This window comes from Streptomyces odontotermitis, assembly GCF_050510915.1.
Classification (GTDB): Bacteria; Actinomycetota; Actinomycetes; order Streptomycetales; family Streptomycetaceae; genus Streptomyces.
Map to the genome: position 1 here is coordinate 599,766 of NZ_JBNJLS010000002.1, position 18,298 is coordinate 618,063.

Annotated in this window: 19 protein-coding genes; 6 read left to right on the top strand and 13 right to left on the bottom strand. The window is 72.2% G+C overall.

All coding sequences use genetic code 11. From position 1 onward, the window contains the following. Positions 1-34 precede the first annotated feature (34 nt). The gene (locus ACQB60_RS08865) at positions 35-2,011 is read right to left on the bottom strand and encodes a DUF5107 domain-containing protein (RefSeq protein ID WP_496925279.1); all 1,977 of its coding nucleotides are present in this window, start codon (positions 2,009-2,011) and stop codon (positions 35-37) included. A gap of 40 nt (positions 2,012-2,051) precedes the next feature. Beyond that, the gene (locus tag ACQB60_RS08870; protein WP_496925280.1) at positions 2,052-2,216 is read right to left on the bottom strand and encodes a hypothetical protein; all 165 of its coding nucleotides are present in this window, start codon (positions 2,214-2,216) and stop codon (positions 2,052-2,054) included. A gap of 51 nt (positions 2,217-2,267) precedes the next feature. On the opposite strand from ACQB60_RS08870, the gene ACQB60_RS08875 reads away from it, so the two are divergent. Then, positions 2,268-2,606: a DUF6204 family protein gene (locus ACQB60_RS08875; RefSeq protein WP_496925281.1), complete on the top strand. Its 339-nt coding sequence runs from the start codon at positions 2,268-2,270 to the stop codon at positions 2,604-2,606. Here the strand turns inward: ACQB60_RS08875 and ACQB60_RS08880 are convergent. The 4 genes from ACQB60_RS08880 to ACQB60_RS08895 form a co-directional block, all read right to left on the bottom strand. Then, positions 2,587-3,156 (bottom strand): GNAT family N-acetyltransferase, encoded by a 570-nt coding sequence (locus ACQB60_RS08880; protein WP_496925282.1) that lies wholly within the window; start codon positions 3,154-3,156, stop codon positions 2,587-2,589. The genes ACQB60_RS08875 and ACQB60_RS08880 overlap by 20 nt on opposite strands. Positions 3,157-3,188: 32 nt before the next feature. Further along, positions 3,189-3,509, bottom strand: a complete 321-nt coding sequence (locus tag ACQB60_RS08885) for a hypothetical protein (protein ID WP_496925283.1) — start codon at positions 3,507-3,509, stop codon at positions 3,189-3,191. After that, positions 3,506-3,745, bottom strand: a complete 240-nt coding sequence (locus ACQB60_RS08890; RefSeq protein ID WP_496925284.1) for a LapA family protein — start codon at positions 3,743-3,745, stop codon at positions 3,506-3,508. The genes ACQB60_RS08885 and ACQB60_RS08890 overlap by 4 nt, the downstream gene beginning before the upstream one ends. A gap of 149 nt (positions 3,746-3,894) precedes the next feature. After that, the gene (locus ACQB60_RS08895) at positions 3,895-5,706 is read right to left on the bottom strand and encodes an alpha/beta fold hydrolase (protein ID WP_496925285.1); all 1,812 of its coding nucleotides are present in this window, start codon (positions 5,704-5,706) and stop codon (positions 3,895-3,897) included. 362 nt (positions 5,707-6,068) lie between these two features. On the opposite strand from ACQB60_RS08895, the gene ACQB60_RS08900 reads away from it, so the two are divergent. Then, positions 6,069-6,578 (top strand): AAA family ATPase, encoded by a 510-nt coding sequence (locus ACQB60_RS08900; RefSeq protein ID WP_496925649.1) that lies wholly within the window; start codon positions 6,069-6,071, stop codon positions 6,576-6,578. Positions 6,579-6,590: 12 nt separating this feature from the next. Here the strand turns inward: ACQB60_RS08900 and ACQB60_RS08905 are convergent, their stop codons facing one another. Continuing rightward, positions 6,591-7,727 carry an FAD-dependent oxidoreductase gene (locus ACQB60_RS08905; protein WP_496925286.1) on the bottom strand — a complete coding sequence of 379 codons (1,137 nt, stop codon included), beginning with the start codon at positions 7,725-7,727 and terminating at the stop codon, positions 6,591-6,593. Positions 7,728-8,091: 364 nt separating this feature from the next. Here ACQB60_RS08905 and ACQB60_RS08910 point away from each other — a divergent pair, with 364 nt between their 5' ends. Continuing rightward, positions 8,092-9,933: a glycosyltransferase family 39 protein gene (locus ACQB60_RS08910; RefSeq protein ID WP_496925287.1), complete on the top strand. Its 1,842-nt coding sequence runs from the start codon at positions 8,092-8,094 to the stop codon at positions 9,931-9,933. A 67-nt stretch (positions 9,934-10,000) separates the two neighbouring features. Next, entirely contained in the window at positions 10,001-10,222 is a 222-nt protein-coding gene (locus ACQB60_RS08915) for a DUF7489 domain-containing protein (RefSeq protein ID WP_496925288.1), read from the top strand. Between the two features lie 104 nt (positions 10,223-10,326). Here the strand turns inward: ACQB60_RS08915 and ACQB60_RS08920 are convergent, their stop codons facing one another. The 4 genes from ACQB60_RS08920 to ACQB60_RS08935 are packed head-to-tail and all read right to left on the bottom strand — an operon-like array spanning position 10,327 to position 15,519. Next, the gene (locus ACQB60_RS08920) at positions 10,327-11,265 is read right to left on the bottom strand and encodes a S66 peptidase family protein (protein ID WP_496925650.1); all 939 of its coding nucleotides are present in this window, start codon (positions 11,263-11,265) and stop codon (positions 10,327-10,329) included. Between the two features lie 17 nt (positions 11,266-11,282). Continuing rightward, positions 11,283-13,268 carry a prolyl oligopeptidase family serine peptidase gene (locus ACQB60_RS08925; RefSeq protein WP_496925651.1) on the bottom strand — a complete coding sequence of 662 codons (1,986 nt, stop codon included), beginning with the start codon at positions 13,266-13,268 and terminating at the stop codon, positions 11,283-11,285. Positions 13,269-13,310: 42 nt separating this feature from the next. Beyond that, positions 13,311-14,684 carry a M20/M25/M40 family metallo-hydrolase gene (locus tag ACQB60_RS08930; protein ID WP_496925289.1) on the bottom strand — a complete coding sequence of 458 codons (1,374 nt, stop codon included), beginning with the start codon at positions 14,682-14,684 and terminating at the stop codon, positions 13,311-13,313. Continuing rightward, complete coding sequence (locus tag ACQB60_RS08935; protein WP_496925290.1) at positions 14,677-15,519, bottom strand: M55 family metallopeptidase; 843 nt, start codon at positions 15,517-15,519, stop codon at positions 14,677-14,679. Before ACQB60_RS08935 ends, ACQB60_RS08930 begins: the two co-directional genes overlap by 8 nt. A gap of 277 nt (positions 15,520-15,796) precedes the next feature. On the opposite strand from ACQB60_RS08935, the gene ACQB60_RS08940 reads away from it, so the two are divergent. Further along, complete coding sequence (locus ACQB60_RS08940) at positions 15,797-16,270, top strand: hypothetical protein (RefSeq protein ID WP_496925291.1); 474 nt, start codon at positions 15,797-15,799, stop codon at positions 16,268-16,270. Positions 16,271-16,319: 49 nt separating this feature from the next. Here the strand turns inward: ACQB60_RS08940 and ACQB60_RS08945 are convergent, their stop codons facing one another. Next, positions 16,320-17,213 (bottom strand): LysR family transcriptional regulator, encoded by an 894-nt coding sequence (locus ACQB60_RS08945; protein WP_496925292.1) that lies wholly within the window; start codon positions 17,211-17,213, stop codon positions 16,320-16,322. A 196-nt stretch (positions 17,214-17,409) separates the two neighbouring features. Here ACQB60_RS08945 and ACQB60_RS08950 point away from each other — a divergent pair, with 196 nt between their 5' ends. Further along, positions 17,410-17,796 carry a tautomerase family protein gene (locus ACQB60_RS08950; protein ID WP_496925293.1) on the top strand — a complete coding sequence of 129 codons (387 nt, stop codon included), beginning with the start codon at positions 17,410-17,412 and terminating at the stop codon, positions 17,794-17,796. A 50-nt stretch (positions 17,797-17,846) separates the two neighbouring features. Here the strand turns inward: ACQB60_RS08950 and ACQB60_RS08955 are convergent, their stop codons facing one another. Next, positions 17,847-18,242 (bottom strand): VOC family protein, encoded by a 396-nt coding sequence (locus ACQB60_RS08955; protein WP_496925294.1) that lies wholly within the window; start codon positions 18,240-18,242, stop codon positions 17,847-17,849. Positions 18,243-18,298 lie beyond the last annotated feature (56 nt).

Genomic DNA, 18,298 nt, shown 5'->3' on the forward strand with positions numbered 1-18,298 from the left:
GCCTGCGGCACGCCGTGCCGGGGCCCGTCCCGCCTCAACTCGACGGGCGCATACGGAAGTCGTACCGCGACGGCAGCCTCTCCCCGCCGGAGGCCGCCGCCCAGACCTGCCCCACCGCCTCGTCCGCCTCCCGCAGGTCCGCCACCTCGAAGCCGTCGTCGAAGACGGCTCTGGCCGCCGCCTTCTCGCCCTCGGCGAGGAGCAGCCGGGCCTCGATGAGGCGGAAGCGGCCGGTCGCGCGGGTGGTGGCGTGCAGCCGCTCCCACACGCCGCGGGCGTCGCTCACGCGGCCGGCCGAGAGCAGCGTCTCGATCGCCTCCCGGCCCAGCGCGGCCGTCGCCGCGGTCCAGGTGACTCCGTCGTCCCGCCGCTCCTGGCACAGGTCGTCGAAGGCGTCCCGGTACCGGTCGGCGGCCCGCTCCCGGTGGCCCGACGTGAGGTCCGCCACCGCGAGGCAGCGCAGCAACGGCCAGACGGAAGGCGCCAGTTCGAGGCCGCGCTCCCAGCTCCGTACCGCCTGCGCGCGGTCACCGGCGTGCCACTGCGCCACGCCCAGGTGGTACTCGGCGAGCGGCTGCGCGGGCGCCGTCTCCAGCATGTCCCGCCAGTGCGGGGCGACCAGCGTGGGCCCCGGTGGGGCGACGCGGCGCGGCTCGGGCACGGCCCCCGAGTTGAGCAGCTCCAGCCAGGGCGCCTGCTCGGGCCCGAGCGTCGACTCCTCGAAGGGCGTCCCCGGCAACTTCCAGTCAGCGCGCAGCACTTCGAGGGCGCCCCAGCCGGAGCCGACGGCGAGGCGCTCGCCGGGTTCGACGTCCGCGCAGGGCCGCCACGCCTCGTAGGCCCGGTCCACGGCCTCGGCGGACAGCACGGCGGCGAGCCGCCCCTCGACCTGCCCGCGCGCGGCGGCCCAGTCCGCTCCGTGCACCGCGCCGGCGTCGGCCTCCAGGGGTCCGTACGCCTCCAGCCAGGAGAACTCGCTCTCGGCTTCCAGGCGTACGTGCTCCAGCTGGGTGCGGGCGAGTCCCGCCTGGATCTCCGCGTAGCCGCCGGTGCCGGGCTCGGTCAGCCACTCCTGCCAGCGCCGCCCGCCGGGCCCCGACCCCCACATGAACAGCTTGCGCCCGCGCAGCAGCCCGGTGGAGGTCTGCACGAGCCCGCGCCCCTCCTCGTCGAGGGCGGCGATCCAGCGGCGCGCCCCGTCGGGCAGGTCGTAGAAGTAGTCGGCGGCATGGGTGGACTTCAGCGGATACGTGCGGTCGGTGCCCTCGTGTTCCGGTACGGGCACCCGGCTGAGGCGCCGCGCGTACCCGAAGTGCCAGGCTTCGTCGGCGGGAGCGAGCACCCGGCTCCGCTCCGGAACGGCGATGTTGGACCACCAGTACACGGGCGCGGGCCGCTCGTGCGGGTTGCGGACGCGCACGCCCACGTACAGGAAGTCGGAGTCCTGCGGCAGCCACAGGTCGACCTGGAAGGGCAGGTCGCGCAGCCGCTCCCACTCCCACAGGCGCAGCATCTCGCCGCCGTCGGGGGCGGGCACGCGGGCGGCGTGCAGGGGCGCGCAGGCGAGCGTGGAGTGCCCGGTGGCGCCGATGTTCCACTCGATGCCGCCGGAGAACCAGGCGCCGTTCAGGGCGAAGTCGGCGGGCTGCAGCACCGGGTTGCGGTACAGCAGTTCGCGCCCGGTCGCCTTCTGCACGAGGGAGTGGACGCGTCCGCCGTAGCCCGGCAGGACGGTGGCGCGCAGCCGCTCGTTCTCGATGACGATCGCGTCGAGCGCGGTGGGGGTGCGCTCCCTCCCGTACCCGTCGAGGATCCGCGCGGGCAGCACGGAGCGCAGCGGCTCGTAGCCGAGCTGGCGCGCCATGTCGCGCGGCAGCCCGTCGAGGGACCGCTCGTCGAGGGTGTGCACCTCGTCGAGCGGACGCAGCGGGGGCAGCGGGTTCTCGGGCCCCAACGGGGCCGCGGGCAGGATCAGTTCGGCACGGCGCACGGTGGTCGTCACAACGACCATGGAACACGGTGCAGCCCACACCGACCAGGGGGTTTCCGGGTCAGGATTGCGCAAAGGCGTCCGCGACGAGATCGGTGAGCGGATCTCCCGCGGTCCCGTCCGGGTCCAGATCGGGGTCGATCCGCCGCAGCGCGAGCGACGCCCTGAGCTGGACGGAACAGTCCCCGCCCAGGACGCGGGTCAGGTCCCCGGCGTCGTCGAACACGTACGCTGGCCCCTTCAAGAGCCGGGCCGAACGAGAAGCGCAGGGAACGAGATGGGCACGCAGCACACATACCGGGTGATCGTCCGAGGCGCCTGGGAGGCCCTCACGGACGAGGCCCGCACCCGCCTGCTCGCGGAGGCGGCCGCACACGAGGGCCTCGCCGGAATGAAGTTCACCCCCGAGGGCACGCTGAGCTACGACCGCGCCCTCAAGCACTTCTCGTTCCGGTACGTCATCGAGTCGGACGCCGAGGACGGCGACGAGATGGCGGGCGCGCTCGCGGAGGACCGAGCGGAGGCGACGCTGCGTGAACTCGCCTACGGGCACAGTGCGTTGCGCTCGACGGTGACGGACATGGACACCATGAAGATCAACCGGAAGCACCGCTGAGCGCCGCCGTCCGGGCCATCTCCGCCGTCAGCGCCCACCGCTCGTGATCCCGCCAACTCCCGTCGATGAAGAGGAAGTCCGGCGAGAACCCTTCGAGCCGGAACCCGCTCCGCCGGGCCAGTGCGATCGACGCGGCGTTCGTGGGCTGGACGTTGATCTCCAGGCGGTGCAGGCCGAGGGGGCCGAAGGCGTGCTGCACGACGAGGCCGAGGCCCTCCGTCATCAGGCCGCGTCCGGCCGCGTGCGCGAACGCGCCGTAGCCGAGGGCGCCGCACTGGAAGGCGCCCGCGACGATGTTGTTGACGCTGACGTATCCGGCGATCGCGCCGGAGTCGAGCTCGCAGAGCAGGAATCCGGCCTTGGTGGCGTTCTCGATGAGCGCGCCCGCGTACGCGGCGTACGCCTCGGCCGTGCGGGGCGGGAAGAGCCAGGGGCGGTGCAGCTCCTGGCTCTCCTCGGCCCGCCGGGTGAACTCGTCGCCGTCCGCGTAGGTGAAGGGCCGGACGCCCACGCGCGGACCACGGGCGAGATATATGTCGCTGGCTGGCATACGGGCACGCTATCGGGCCGTCGGCCAGGGCCTCACTTGGCACCCTTGGGACACTTCTCGCCGTTCTTGACGACCCCGATGGTGATGGCCTGACCGTCGAGCTTCGTGCCCGCCGCCGGGGTCTGCGTGCACACCTTCCAGCTCAGCGGCCACAGGACGTGCCGGTGGAAGCCGCTGGCGTCGCTGACGTCGACGCGGGTGCGGTAGTCGACCGTGTTGAACACGTGCATGAGGCCGCGGCCCCGGAACTCCGGCATGGGCGGCCCGGCGGCCACCGCCGTCGTGACCGTCATGGCGGTGGCGGCGGCCATGGTGCCGACGACGACCGCGGCCCGTCGCAGTTCAACCCTCACTTGCGCCTCCTGACGAAGTAGGCCCCGCACAAGGCACCGATCAGTCCCGTGCCGAGGAGAGCCATCCACAGAGGCATGGACACTTCGGGGATGAGCAGTCGGATCTTGGTGTTGCGGGTGTTCTCGAAGATGAAGACCAGGGTGAGGACGGCGATCGTCGCGACGATCACCCTGCCGGGTGTCAGCAGCCCGTCCGAGCCGCTCTTCGAGCCGCCCGTGGAGGTGTTGGGGCTCATTGTCTGGACCCTTCCGTCGGAGGTTACGACCGGCCTCCCCCGCCCCCAGCATGGGCAGCGGGGCGGGTTCGCGCGCGGTGGGTGTTCCTCACGGGGTGGGCCGCTGGGCCGTACGGGTGACGTCAGTGCCCCCGGTGGCCCCGGTGGTCTCAGGGGACGACCGGCAGGTCGAGCACCCCCGTGCTGCCGGGCTCGCTCGTGACCGTCACCGGCTTCACGCCCCGGTTGCCCCCGTACGCCCCGTCGCTCGCCGCGATCACGAACTGGAGGCGGTGCCCCGTCTCGTACCGGTGCACGATGCCCGGCAGCGTCACCGTGAACGGCCGCGTCACGTCCGGCACCCGCACGGGCGCCACCAGGCGGTGCACCAGCGTCTTCTTGCCGTCGGGCGCGACGTCGTACAGCTTGGCGAAGAGGACGAGCTTGTCGGCGGCGTCGCCGGAGTTCTGCGTCTTCTCGGTCCTCGGCGAGACGACCTTCAGCGTGGCCTTCGGTGAACCCACGACGTCGACGGGGGACGTGACCGGTTCGGTGGTCCAGTCGAGGTAGGTGCCCTTGATGTCGTACGGGGCCGGGTCGGGCAGGCCGATCATCCCGGCGAGGGAGCTCTCCGAATGGCTCGTGGGGACGAGCCAGTTGCGGTACTCGCGGCTGCCGCGCGCGACCTTCTTGCGGTTGTCGACGAGCTTGCCGTCGCCGGACAGGTACAGCTTCCGGCTCGGTGCGGGCACCTTTGAGGCCGTGCCGTACGTCCCGTTCGGGCCGCTGATCCAGTCGCGGTAGTAGGCGAAGTCCGGCCCGGTGTCGACGCCCTTGCCGTGCCGCAGATAGCGGTCGAACCACGCGAGGATGCGCTTGCCGACGTACGAGGTCTCCAAGTTGCCCCGGCCGAGGTCGAGTTCACCGGAGTTCGGATCGCTGAGGCTGCCGCTGTGTCCCCCGTACTGCCAGATCATCTTGGCCGTCGTGCCCTGCGCCTTGAGGGTCTTGTACGTGGCCTGGGCCTCGCCCAGGTTGAAGAGGCTGTCGGCCTGGCCCTGGATGAGGAGCGTGGGCGCCTTGACCCGGTTCAGATAGGACACCGGTGAGACGCTGCGCGCGAACTTCTGGAGCTGCCGGGTCCTGTCGGCGGGGTAGCGGCCGGAGTTGAGGGTGCGGATGGTCTCGCAGGCGTCGGAGACGAAGTGCAGACAGCCGAGCTTGTTGATCCGGGACGGATCGAGGCTCGGCACGAGCAGGGGCTGGCCCTCCCCGATGAGATAGAACCCGTTCATCCACTGCCACTTGGCGGCTCCGGGCACGGACCGGTCGGCGGCGTTGTTCGGGTCGAGGGAGTACGCCAGGTCGTTCCAGGTGATCATCGGCACGAGGGCGTCGACGCGGTGGTCGACGGCGGCCGTCGCCATCTGGATGGCCCCGCCGTACGAGCCGCCGATCATCCCGACGCGCGGGTCCCCCTTGCGGTCCGTGGTGACGTAGTCGATGGTCGTGCCGTCGTCGGCGGCCCTCTTGCCCGCGAGGAAGTCGACGAGCCCGGAGGCCGCCACCCCGTCGGTCTTCGGGTCGTCGAGGGAGATCAGACACCCCGACTTGCCGAAGCCGAGCCCGGAGTAGACGAGCCCGACGTACCCGCGCTCCGCGAACGCCTTGCCGATCGCGGCCGTCCCCCCGTCGCTCTTGCTCCCGCCGAACCCGTTGGTGGCCAGCACGGCGGGCGCGGTGTGCGCGGCGTCGACCCCGGCGGGCGTGTAGAGGTCGGCGTCGACGGTGCAGGTGCGTCCGCCGGTCCTGACGGTGAACTTCAGCGCCTTGACGGCGACTTGGCCTCCCGTAGCGCCGTCTTCGGTGGCGCCCGCCGGGGCCGCGAGGGCGAGCGGTGCGGCGAGGGCGGCTCCGAGGGCGAGGGCGAGCGGCGTACGGGATCCGCGCAGGGCGCGGCGGGACAGGAGACGACGGGACACGGGGCGACGGGACACGGGACCTCCACGCTGAGGGCGACCGTCAACCGGCGGTCGTCTACTGGCCGGTAGGCCCGGCCGAGGTCATGCTGTGACACGTGTCAGGCGCGGGTCAACGCTCGTGACAGCGGTTTCTTCCGGGAGGCGGTGCAGAGATTCCGTGAAGGGGGCAGGGCCTCCCGCGCAGGCGGCGCGGCCTTCGGGGCAGGGGGCGCGGCGTTCAGGACGGGAGCGGCGCCGCCGGAATGCGGTTGCCGGCCACCGGGCGCACTGGCACGCTGACGCCCGTGATCCATGCCAAGACGCCTGACAGCGCACCGAGTTGCTCTCCGGGGAGCTCGCCGGACTGCCTGATCGTCACGGGGATGCCGGGGGCCGGGAAGTCGACGGTGACCAGGCGCGTCGCCGAGCGCCTGCCCCGCTCCGCCCGGCTCGACGGCGACTTCGTCAGCAGGCTGGTCGTCGGCGGGCGCGTCGGGGCGCTGGGCGAACCCGCCGACGAGGCGGCGCGCCAAGTGGAGCTGTGCAACCGCAATCTGTGCGCGCTGGCGGCCAACTTCTGCGACGCCGGCTTCACGCCCGTGATCGACTGGGTGATCCCCGACCGCGCACAGCTGGACTTCTTCGTCTCCCTCCTCCCGGCCCGCCGGGTCCTGTTCGTCGTGCTCGCACCGGGCATCGAGGCGTGCCGCCACCGCAACACCCTCCGCGACCCGCGGGAGCGCTTCTCCTTCGACGGTTACGAGGATCTGGATGCCGCGATGAAGCGGGAACTCGGCGATGTGGGCTGGTGGTTCGACACGTCGACCCTCACCGCCGAGGAGAGCGCCGGTCGCGTCGTCGAGGAAGCCCGCGACCGCGCACTCGTGAACTGACTCAGGGGGTGGTCACCGGCTCTTCTCGTATTCCTCGAACAGGGCGACCAGCGCGTGGGCCGTGTTGTTGCCGGAGTCCATCTGCTCGTGCTCGATGCCCTGGAGAGCGGCTTCGGCACCGCGCGGGAACATGGCCTTCTCGTACGCGGCGAGTGCGGACTCGACGTCGTCCGGGTGCGCGGCGAGGGACGCGGCGAGCTCGGCGCCGTCGAGCATGGCCAGGTTGGCGCCCTCGCCGTTCGGGGCCGCGAGGTGGGCGGCGTCGCCGATCAGGGTCACGCCCGGGGTGCGCTCCCAGCGGTGCTCGACCGGCAGGGCGAAGAGTCGGCGCAGGACGGGGGCGGTGTCGCCGTCGGTGATCAGCGCGGTGAGTTCGGGCGCCCAGCCGTCGAACTCGTTGGCGATCCGCGCCGTGGCCGCGGCGGAATCGGTGAAGTCGACGGCGTCGAACCACTCCTGCGGCTCGGCTATCCCCACGTAGGCGTGCAGGGTGTCGCCCTTCTCCCGGTGGGCGAAGATCTCCCGCCCCGGCGAGGGCGCCATCAACGACCCACCGCCGACCGCCTTCGCGGCGGCCGGGTGCCGGGTGTCGGCGTCGTACAGGTAGGTCTCGACGACCGAGCGTCCGACGTACTGGGGCCTGGCGTCGGTGAGCAGGGGCCGGACCCGCGACCAGGCGCCGTCGGCGCCGACCAGCAGGCTGGTGGCGAGGGTGACACCGCCGTCGAAGACCACCTCGTGACGCCCGTCCCCCAAGGACCGGACACCGCTCACCTTGTGCCCCCACTGCACGGTCCCGCCGGGGAGCGAGTCGAGCAGGATCTGCCGCAGGTCGGCGCGGAGCGCCTCGGGGCGGCCGCCCGTGCCGTCGTCGGCCTTGTCGAGCAGGACGGTCCCGTCCCGGTCGAGGACCCGCAGCGACTGGCGCCCCTCCAGGACGATGCCGTGGAACGCCTCCATCAGACCGGCCGCTTCGAGGGCCAACTGCCCGTTGTAGTCATGGATGTCGAGCATTCCGCCTTGCGAACGGGCCGTCGGGGATGCCTCCGCCTCGTAGACGGTGGACGTGATCCCATGGACGTGCAGGACGCGGGCGAGGGTGAGGCCGCCGAGTCCGGCGCCGATGATGGTGACGTGCGGGATGGTCATGGTGGCTCCTCAGCTGTCGCGTCAGGTGTCGAGGCCACCCGATGGGCTCGGGCGGGCCGTCTCCGCAAAGGTGCAGGAGCCCACCGACAGCCCACCGACACGGAGCCGACAGCCCCCGACAGCCCACCGACACGGCGGGCGCGGGTCACCATGCCCTCCCGTCACGGCCGGCGGCGAGGTACTTGAGGCGTACGCCCAAGGGCCACGGACGGTCTCGCCCTAGGGCCCGGGGCGGACCCGCCGGCTCGGCCGCGCAGGTGACGACCTGGACCGCGGCGGCGCCTAGCGTTCCGTACGCGATCGGGAGTCCCCCCGGCGGGTCTGCGACTCCGGTCGCTCCCCCATGCCGACGCGGAGGTCCCCCATGCCCGGATCCGGAGTCAGACCTCATGTGCTGGCGCCCTGCGCACTCATGCTGTCGCTCGGACTGTGGGGCCTCTCGCGCGGCGACAGCATGTGGCGCGACGAGGCGGCCACCTGGCAGGCGGCCCACCGGAGCGTTCCTGAGCTCTGGCAGATGACCGCCCACGTCGACGTGGTGCACGGGCTGTACTACCTCTTCATGCACGCCGTGTTCGCGGTGTTCGGGGACGGGCTCGGCTCGCTGCGGCTGCCGTCGGTGCTGGCCATGAGCGGCGCCGCCGGGCTGGTCGCCGACCTCGGGGCACGGCTGGCCGGCCGGTGGGTGGGCCTGGCGGCCGGGCTGTCGTTCGCCTTGATGCCCGCCGTACAGGAGTACGCGCAGGAGGGCCGCCCCTACGCCCTGGTCACGCTCTTCGTCGCGCTGTCCTGCCGCCTGCTTGTCGCGGCGGTGGACCGGCCCGGGCCCGGCCGCTGGACGGCATACGGGGCGACCGTACTGACGGCGGCCCTCCTCAACTGGTTCTCCCTGCTGGTGCTCTGCGCGCACGGCGTGACAGTGGCACTCGCACGACCGGCCCGCCGGATCGTGGGGCACTGGTCCGTCGCCGCGAGCGCGGCGGCCCTGGGCGCACTGCCGCTGGTCGCCGCGAGCCGGGACCAGGCGGCGCAGATCGCCTGGATACCGGGGGCGGGGGCGGGCACGGTGGTCGGGGTGGTGGTGATGCTGGGTGCGGGTGGGGGGTGTGCGTGGTTCGCGGGGGCCGGGGCGAGGGGTGACGCTGCCTTGCGGGGGCGGGCGGGAGGCCGGGCAGGAGCCGGAGCACGAGGGCGAGGGCGGCCAGAAGTTCAAGCGCGAGCGATCGCGGTTACGGGTGGGGCGGCTCAAGCGGGAACGGGAGCAGGAGCAAGAACGGGAGCAGGAACGGGAACTAGGACGATTGCGGCGGCTTCAACCGCGGGAACCGCGCCCGCAACTGCGACGATCGCGGCGACCGCAGCCACAGGCACCGTGCCCGCAACGGAAACGATCACCACGACCGCACCCGCAGACGCCCCACGAGCAGACACCGCACCCGCAGACGCCCCACGAGCAGACACCGCACCCGCAGGCACCGCACCCGCAGGCACCACACCCCCACACCCCTCCACCCACCCCCGCATCACACTCCCCACCCTCGCCCTCCCCCTCCTCACCCTCCCCCCGCTCCTCCTCCTCGCGGCCTCCACCCTCCGCCCCGTCTACCTCGCGCGCTACGTCCTCTTCACCCACCTCGGCCTCGCGCTCCTCATCGGCGCGGCATGCCACACCCTCGCCATCCGGACGTCAACTCCCCCTCTCCGTACGGTCCTTGCCGCCGCCACCTGCGCCTTCCTCCTCCTGCTCCCCGCCCAGATGTCCCTGCGCGACCCCCACGGCCGGATCGACGACGTCCTGTCCGCGGCAGCCAACGTCGCCACGGCCCGTGAACCCGGTGACGCGGTGCTCTACATCCCCGCCGCCCGGCGGGACACGGCGCTCGTCACACCCGGCGACTTCGTCGGGCTCGACGATGTCGCCCTGGCCCAGGGCCCCCTGGAATCGGGCACGTTGAACGGCGTGGAGGCCGGGCCTCGACACATCGAGCGCGCCATGCTCAGGGCGCATCGCATCCTCGTCGTCACCGATGCCCGTGGGCCCTCGCCCGGCACCGCCCGCGACCGCGTGAAGCAGCGGGTCCTGCAAGAGCACTTCTTACTGGGCGCCGAGAGGAGCGAACGAGGCCGCAAGGTCATGGTGTGGGTGCGCAAGAGCAGTGAGAGCAGTGACAGCAGCGAGAACAGCAAGAACTGGGGGGAGCAGTGAGAACAGGGTCACCCCACCAGCAGATGCGGGACGGGCGAGCGCGCCCGCACACCCGTATCGTGGCGGCATGTTCACATCGCGGAAGAGCGGCAAGGACGAGTCCTGGGAAGGCGTCGTGACCGACAAGTCGCGGGGCATGACCGACGGCTCGAACATGTACCACTACGCCGAGATCCGGCTCACCGACGGGCAGACCAAGAAGGTGCGCGTCGGTCGCAGCCTCTGGAAGGACCTCGCCGTCGGCGACCGCCTCGTCAAGGAGGCGGGCACGGACCCGGTCAAGGGGTAGCTCCCGGCCACCCCGTCCCCACCACCGTCCCGGCACCACCACCCCCGGCCCCGGCCCAGTCACCGGCCCAGTCACCGGGACTGCCGGACAGGAGCCGGAACCACTCACCTCAGCGCGGGCACGTCCAGCCTCAACACCCCCGCCCCCGCGTCCAGTTCGCCCACCACCCCCAGCGGCAGCGTCGGCGCCCCCTCCCCGTGCCCGAACCCGAAGTCCCCGACCACGGGCACCCCGAGCCCGCCGAGCCGGTCCGCGAACAGGGCCCGGACCTCGGTGTACGGCGAGCAGTCCACCCACGAGCCGAGCGCCACCCCGGCGACCCCGTCGAGCCAGCCGCCGCGCAGGAGTTGGGTGAGGTAGCGGTCGAGGCGGTAGGGGTCCTCGCCGATGTCCTCCAGGCACAGCAGGCCGCCGCGCGCCGAGGGGCGGGCGTGCGGGGTGCCGAGGTCGGCGGCGAGCAGGCTGAGGCAGCCGCCGAGGGTCACACCCCGCGCGCGGCCGGGGGCACAGGTGAATGCCGGGGAAAGGGTGGCGCCTGCCGTCAGTTCCTGTACCGACTCAGGGGTGAACAGCGTTGCCCGCAGGTGCTCTTGCGCCTTCTCGCTCTTGAGGAAGCCGTCCGTCGCGATCAGCGGCCCGTGCAGCGTCGCCAGGCCGAGGCGCGCCGCGAACGCCTCGTGGAGCGCGGTGATGTCGCTGTAGCCGACGAGCACCTTGGGCCCGGCCGCCCGCAGCGCCTCCCAGTCGAGGAGGTCCACCATCCGCTGGATGCCGTAGCCGCCGCGCGCGCAGAACACGGCGGACACCTCCGGGTCGCACCAGGCCCGCTGGAAGTCGGCCGCCCGGTCCGCGTCCGCTCCCGCCAGGTAGGTCAACTCCCGTCCTACGGACAGGACATGAGCCCCTGCCACCGGATCGAGGTCCCAGCCCCGCAGAATGTCCAGGCCCGCCTGCAGGCTCTCCTCGGGCACGGGCCCGGCGGGCGCGACCACGGCGACTCGCGACGACGGAGTGAGGCGGGGCGGGCGGGCAAGCGGGGTCACTCGGCCGGCCGGTGGGGTCACTTGGCGAGCTCCAGGGTGGGGATGCCGGTCGTGTGCAGGCCGAAGACCTGTGCGTACAGGGAGAGTTCGGACTCCAGGGCGCGGATCATCGTGTCGGCCCTGCGGAAGCCGTGGCCCTCCCCCTCGAAGGCGATGTACGCGTGCGGGACCCGCCGCCCCGCGAACCGGGCGAGGAACCGCTCGGCCTGCGCGGGCGGGCAGATCACGTCGTCGAGGCCCTGGAGGAGCAGGAAGGGGACGGTGACCCGGTCCGCCTGTTCCGTGGGGGAGCGTTCCGCGTAGCGGGCGGCGGCGAAGGCGCGCGGGCCCACCAGGGACTCCAGGTACTGGGACTCCAGGTCGTGGGTCTCGCCGGTGCTCCACGCGGTGAGGTCGAGGACGGGGTAGATGACGGTGCCGCACGCGTACACGTCGGTGGTGGCGAGCGAGGCCGCCGTGGTCCAGCCGCCCGCGCTGCCGCCGCGGATGGCGAGCCGGCCGCGGTCGGCGGTGCCCTCGTCGGCGAGCGCGAGGGCGACGGCGGCGCAGTCCTCGACGTCGACGACGCCCCACTGTTCGCGCAGCCGGTCGCGGTAGGCGCGGCCGTAGCCGGTGGAGCCGCCGTAGTTGACCTCGGCGACGCCGATGCCGCGCGAGGTGAAGTAGGCGATCTCCAGGTCGAGTACGAGGGGCGCGCGGTCGGTGGGGCCGCCGTGCGCCCACACCACGTAGGGCGGGAGTTCGTCGTCGGTGGCGAGGCGGCCGGGGTGGTGCGGCGGGTAGATGTGGGCGTGGATCTCGCGTCCGCAGGGGCCGCTGAAGGTGCGGATCTGCGGCTCGGGGTAGTAGGCGGGGTCGACGGGGTCGTCGTGGGCGGCGCCGATGACGCGGGCGCGGCCGGTGCGGGTGTCGAGCTCCACCACTTCGTACGCGCTGCGCGGGCTGGCCGCGACGCCGACGACGCGGGTGCCGTGCGTGGCGAGGGTGGGCGCCCACTCCGTCCAGGGCCCGGCCGCGTCGACGACCTCGCCGGTCTCCGGGTCGAGTATGCCGAGGGCGGTGGCGCCCTTGCCGTGCACAACGGCGACGAGCCCGCCCGCCAGCGGCGCGAACCAGCGGCGGCCCACCTGCCACAGGGCCCCGCCGAACTCCTCCTCGCGCGGACAGAGCGCCTCGGCGGCGCCCGTGCCGTCCGGCCGCGTCCGGTACAGGTTCCACCAGCCGGTGCGGTCGCTGGCGAACAGCAGCCGCCCGTCGGCCGCCCACTCGGTCTGCACGATCGACTCGCCGACGCCGCCCGCGAGGGTCCTGGCCGGTCCGAAGGTGCCGTCCGCGGCGACCTCGGCGACCTTCAACTCGGTCTCGTCCCACGGCATGTGGGGGTGGTCCCAGCCGATCCAGGCGGCGTGGCCGCCGTCGGGCGAGAGCCGCGGCCCGGTGACGAAGCGGTGGGCGCCGTCGGAGAGTTCGCACACCGCCGACCGGTCGCCGGCCGCCGAGCCGTCGAGCGGCACCGCGGCGAGGACCCGGCGCACATCGGTGGGCCCGGGTCCGGTGAACTCCTCCAGGACGCACCACACTTCCCCCCGGTCGAGGTGGATGCGCGGGTCGACCCAGCGCAGGCCGCCGCCGACGGGCGAGAGGGGAGTGAGGGGCCGGGGGACGGCGCCGGGGTTGTCGGGGGCGTGGGCGTAGAGGCGCTGGTCGGCGAAGTCGGAGAAGACCACGAGGGGGCCCTCGCCGTCGTGCGCCCCGGCCCAGGGCAGGCCCCCGTACTCCATGACCCGGCTGCGGACGTTCCACGGCGGCGGCAGGACCGACTCCTCGGTGCCGTCCGCGCGGCGCCGCACCAGGGCGCGGCGCCCGCCTTCGTCGGGGCGCGGCTCCGTCCACCACGTCTCGTCCCCCACGAAGCCTGCGAAGGAGGGGCCGCCGTCGTGGGCGGCCGCGAGCCGCGCGTCGATGGGCGAGGGCCAGGAGCCATACGGTGTGGTCTGCACCATGTCGTTCACGCCCCCACTTTCACAGAGCCGTCCGCCTTCTCTCTAGGCCGTGCGCAAGAACCGGTCAAGGACGCGGACCCCGAAGTGCAGGGCCTCGACCGGGACGCGCTCGTCGACGCCATGGAACAGCGCCTGGTAGTCGAAGCCCTCGGGGAGCTTGAGCGGCGCGAAGCCGTAGCCCGTGATGCCGAGCCGGGAGAACTGCTTGGCGTCCGTGCCCCCCGACATGCAGTACGGCACCACGTGCCCCTCGGGTGCGAACTCCTCTACGGCGGCGCGCATCCTGGCGTACGTCGGCGAGTCCACCGGCGCCTGGAGAGCCACCTCTCGGTGGTGGAACTCCCAGTCCACATCCGGTCCGGTGAGCAGGTCGAGGGTCTGGCGGAACTCTTCTTCGCCGCCGGGCAGATAGCGGCCGTCGACGTGGGCGGTGGCCTCCCCCGGAATCACGTTGATCTTGTAACCGGCGGACAGCATCGTGGGGTTGGCGCTGCCCCGCACGGTCGGCGCGACCAGCTCGGCGACCGGGCCGAGCTTGTCGAAGAGCGCGTCGACGTCGAAGCCGGGCGCGTCCACGTCGGCGTCCAGGCCGTACAGGGAGGCTAGTTCGACGAGGGCGGCGCGCACGGTGGGCGTGAGCCGGACCGGCCACCGGTGCTGGGCGATGCGGGCGATGGCCCCGGCGAGGTGGCCCACGGCGTTGTCGGGGTTCACCTTGGAGCCGTGCCCCGCCTTCCCGTACGCGGTGAGCTTCAGCCAGCCCGTGCCGCGCTCCCCCGCCGCGATCGGGTACAGCTCGCGCCCGCGCCCGTCATGGAAGGTGAACGCCCCGGACTCGCTGATGCCTTCGGTGCAGCCCTCGAAGAGCTCCGGGTGGCTGTCGGCGAGGAAGCCCGAGCCGTCGACGGCGCTGGCCTCCTCGTCGGCGGTGAAGGCGATGACGATGTCCCGGCGCGGCCGCACCCCGGCGCGCGCCCAGCGGCGGACGACGGCCAGGATCATCGCGTCCATGTTCTTCATGTCGACGGCGCCGCGCCCCCACACGACGCCGTCGCGGACCTCCCCGGAGAAGGGGTCCACGCTCCAGTCGGCGGCCTCGGCGGGCACGACGTCCAGGTGCCCGTGCACGAGCAGTGCCTCGGCGCCGGGGTCGGTGCCCGCGATGCGCGCGACGACGTTGGTGCGCCCGGGCGTCCGCTCCAGGAGGGTCGGTTCGAGCCCGGCCCCGGCGAGCCGCTCGGCGGCGTACTCGGCGGCGGGGCGCTCACTGCAGTCGCCGTCTCCGCGGTTGGTGGTGTCGATGCGGATGAGGTCGGAGGTGAACTCGACGACCTCGTCGAGCGCGGTGGCGTCGACTCCCGCCGACGCCGGAGTCGCCCCCTCGGCGGCGTCCGCAGAATCGTTCCGGTCAGCCATATTGCTCCTCCACGGCGGCCGCGGCGATCGTGGTGACCGCCTTGAAGGTACGAATTCCCTCGTACATCGTCTCGCTGGTGTACGTGATCTGGCGCTCCCCGGTGCGCCGGACGCCCGGCACGACGGTCGACGCCATCGACAGGTGTTCGGCGTCGAACTCGACCTCGACGGTGAAGGGCCCGGCGTCGACCGGATCCCGGCGCACCGCGAGCGCCGCGGCCTCCTTGGCGGCGGCCCGGATGTCGGCGGCGGTGCGCGCAGGCGTGCGGCAGATCGCCGCGTACCGCGACACGTGGTCCTTCACGGCGACCTTCAGCGCGTCCGGCGCGTAGCCGAGGGCGTCCTCACAGGCCAGGTCGTCCCCGGTGACGAGGACCACCGGCACCCCGAACTCGGCCACCACGCGCGCGTTGAGCAGCCCCTCGCTGGCCCGCACCCCGTTCACCCACACCCCGGTGATCGAATTGGCCAGATATGTGTGGGCGAGGACGCCTTCCATGCCGGCTCCCGCGTGGTAGCCGACGAACGCGATCCCGTCGACGGCGTGCTCCCCCTCGTACTGCACGCCCTCCACCATCGAGAGCGCCTTGTGCCGTCCGGTGAGCATCTCCGCCCGCTCGTCCAGCTCCTCGAGCAGCAGATTGCGCATGGTCCAGTGGGCCTCGTTGATGAGCACCTCGTCGGCGCCGCCTTCGAAGAACCCGACCACGGCGGCGTTCACATCCGAGGTGAACATCGACCGGCACCGCTCCCACTGGGGCGTACCGGGCAGCACGTCGGCAGGCCAGGTCACACCCGTCGCGCCCTCCATGTCGGCGCTGATGAGGATCTTCATGCGTCGCGGTCCCATCCGTCCCATCGCAGGTCAGAGGCTCGTACGGTCTACGGTGCCAGCACTTCTCGGCTTCACCCGGCAGTGACACAGATCTTCATGCGGCGTCACGTTACGCGGTGCCGAAAGGGCGGACCAGGTCGTTACGACCTTGGGACACCGTGCTATCAATACGCTCCGTATGGGGGACATAAGCTGCCCCCTGCGAATGCATCGCACAGTCCTGACAGTTGGGCCCCACGGGGCCACAGGGGGAAGAGGTACCAGCGCAGTGAACCGCATGCGCACCACCACCGCAGTACTGGCCACGGCGGCCGCCATCACGGGCACCCAGCTCGGCCTGGCCGAGGCGGCCTCGGCCGCTCCGCGCAAGGCGGCGGCCGCGGGCTGCCCGGTCGACATCTCCTACCCGACCCGGTTCTACACGGACCACAACGGCTGGGTGACCAACGGCGGCCTGTACTTCGGCATCAAGAACCGGAGCAGCAAGAGCTTCAAGAAGGTCTCCTTCACGGTGACCAACAAGAAGAACATCCGCTTCGGCAAGGCGACTCCGCACGGCGGCGGCAAGATCACGCACCGCACGTCGCAGAAGGCCACGGTCTACAAGACGACGCTCAAGGGCAAGAAGAGCCTCGGCTTCAAGGTCCGTACGCACGTGCTCAACCGGCGCTCGTACAAGGTCAGTTTCACCCTGCACGGCCAGGGCAGGACCTGGAACTGCGCGGTGAAGCAGGGTGGCTGGGGAGTCTGATCCCCTGTTCGCCGCCTGTCACCTGCCACGTGCTTGATCAGCACGCGGTCTAGATGACGATGACGGCCTTCGCTTCGGCGCGGGCCAGATGTCCCACGGCCGATTCGGCCAGGGTGCGGACCGCCGGGTGCCAGGGGCGCTCCGGCGGTCCGCTCAGGACGAGACGGCGCGAGGTCTGCGGCCGCACGGGCAGCAGCACCAGGTCGTCGGGGATCAGTGACCGCGAGACCTCGGACAGCACCGTGACCCCGATCCCGGCCTGCACCATGCTGATGAGGGTGGCCAGGTCCCGTACGCGATGGGTCGGTTCGAAGGGCACCCCGGCGAGCCGGTGGATGGTCCGGACGCGCGCCTCGCACCCGTTGGGCGAGATCAGGAAGTCGTCGTCCTCCAGATCCCGGATCTCGACGTACGGCTCACCGGCCAGCGGATGGTCGCCGGGCAGCAGCGCCCGGTAGGCGTCGTCGGCGAGCTGGATCCCCGGCCCGGCGGGCGGATCGACGAGTATCCCGGCATCGGCGGTGCCGTCCCGGAGCCACCCCTCCACCTCAGCGCTGTCCCCTTCGAAGACCCGCACGGTGACGCGGGGTTGGTCTTCCGCCCAGTGCCGGAGCAGCCCGGGCACCATGCCCTGGCATACGGTGGGCGTCGCCGCGAGCCGCACCGTTCCGCTCATGGCCCCGCTCGCGTCTGCCGCGACCCGCTCCACGGCCCCGGCCGCCGAGACGGCCATGCGCGCGTGCGGCAGGACCCGCTCCCCCAAGGCCGTCGTCCGTACCGGCGCGGCCCGCACGACGAGCGGCCCGGCCAGCTCCCGCTCCAGGGAGGCGACGGCGTGCGACACGGCGGACTGGCTCATGCCCAACTCGACGGCGGCCGCGCTGAATCCGCCCGCGTCGACGACGGCGAGGAAGGCGCGGAGCTGGGGCAGGTTCACGGACATGCGGCGGGCTCATACCTCCATGACACGTATGCGTTGGATCAATGGTGCCAGCCCGGGTGAGGCTTGCCGCACGCCGCCTCCGGGGCCCGCCGACCGGGCCGGGGGGCGCGACACCCGACCCTCATGTCTCATACGGACATGCCTCATACAGGCATGTCTCATACGGACGTGTCTCCTACGGAGGAGCAAGCCGGCCATGCCGTACTTCCGCGTCACCGTCCCCGATCCCGCCCTGCCCGCCGACGTCCAAAGCGCCCTCGCCGAGGGCCTGACGCGCCTCGCGGTCAGCGACCTCAAGAAGTCGAGCGCACGGACCATCGTGCACATCAACCTCGTCCAGGCCGGGAGTTACTACATCGACGGCAAGCCACTGACCGACGCCCGCGACGCCCATGTGGAGGCCGGCCTCACGGCGGGCACCAACAGCGCGTCGGAGAAGGCCGCGTTCATCGCGAGCGCGAACCGGCTCCTGACCGACCTCTTGGGCCCCCTGTCCCGCTCCGGGGTCGCACTCCACGAACTGCATCCGGAGAGCTACGGATACGGCGGGGTGACGCAGTTGGACTTCTACCGGCGGGCCTAGGCACAGTCCCACCGGAGGGGGTGACGGGCCCCCTCCGGACCGCCCCGGTTCTACTTCTCCGGTGCGAGGGTGCGCAGGACGCAGAACTCGTTGCCCTCGGGGTCTGCCATGACCACCCAGCTCCGGCCCGGCCCCTGGCCCACGTCCGCCGTGGTGGCGCCGAGGCCGAGCAACCTGGCCACCTCGTCCTCCGTGCTGCCGTCGATCGGGCTGACGTCGAGGTGGAGCCGGTTCTTCACGGCCTTGCCCTCGGGCACCTGTATGAACAACAGGGTGGGCGGCATCTGGCGGGCCCGTACCTCCTCGACGGTCGGCACCCAGGAGCCGATCTCGACCTTGCCCTCGCTCCGTTCGATCACCTTGAAGTCCAGGACCTCGCACCAGAACTCCGCGAGCCTCTCCGGATCGTGGCAGTCAACGGTCAACTCGGTGAACCTGCTTGTCATGACTCTCCCCACTAGTGCGGACAGGGCTCAGGGTATGGCTCCCGTCCCTCTCGCTT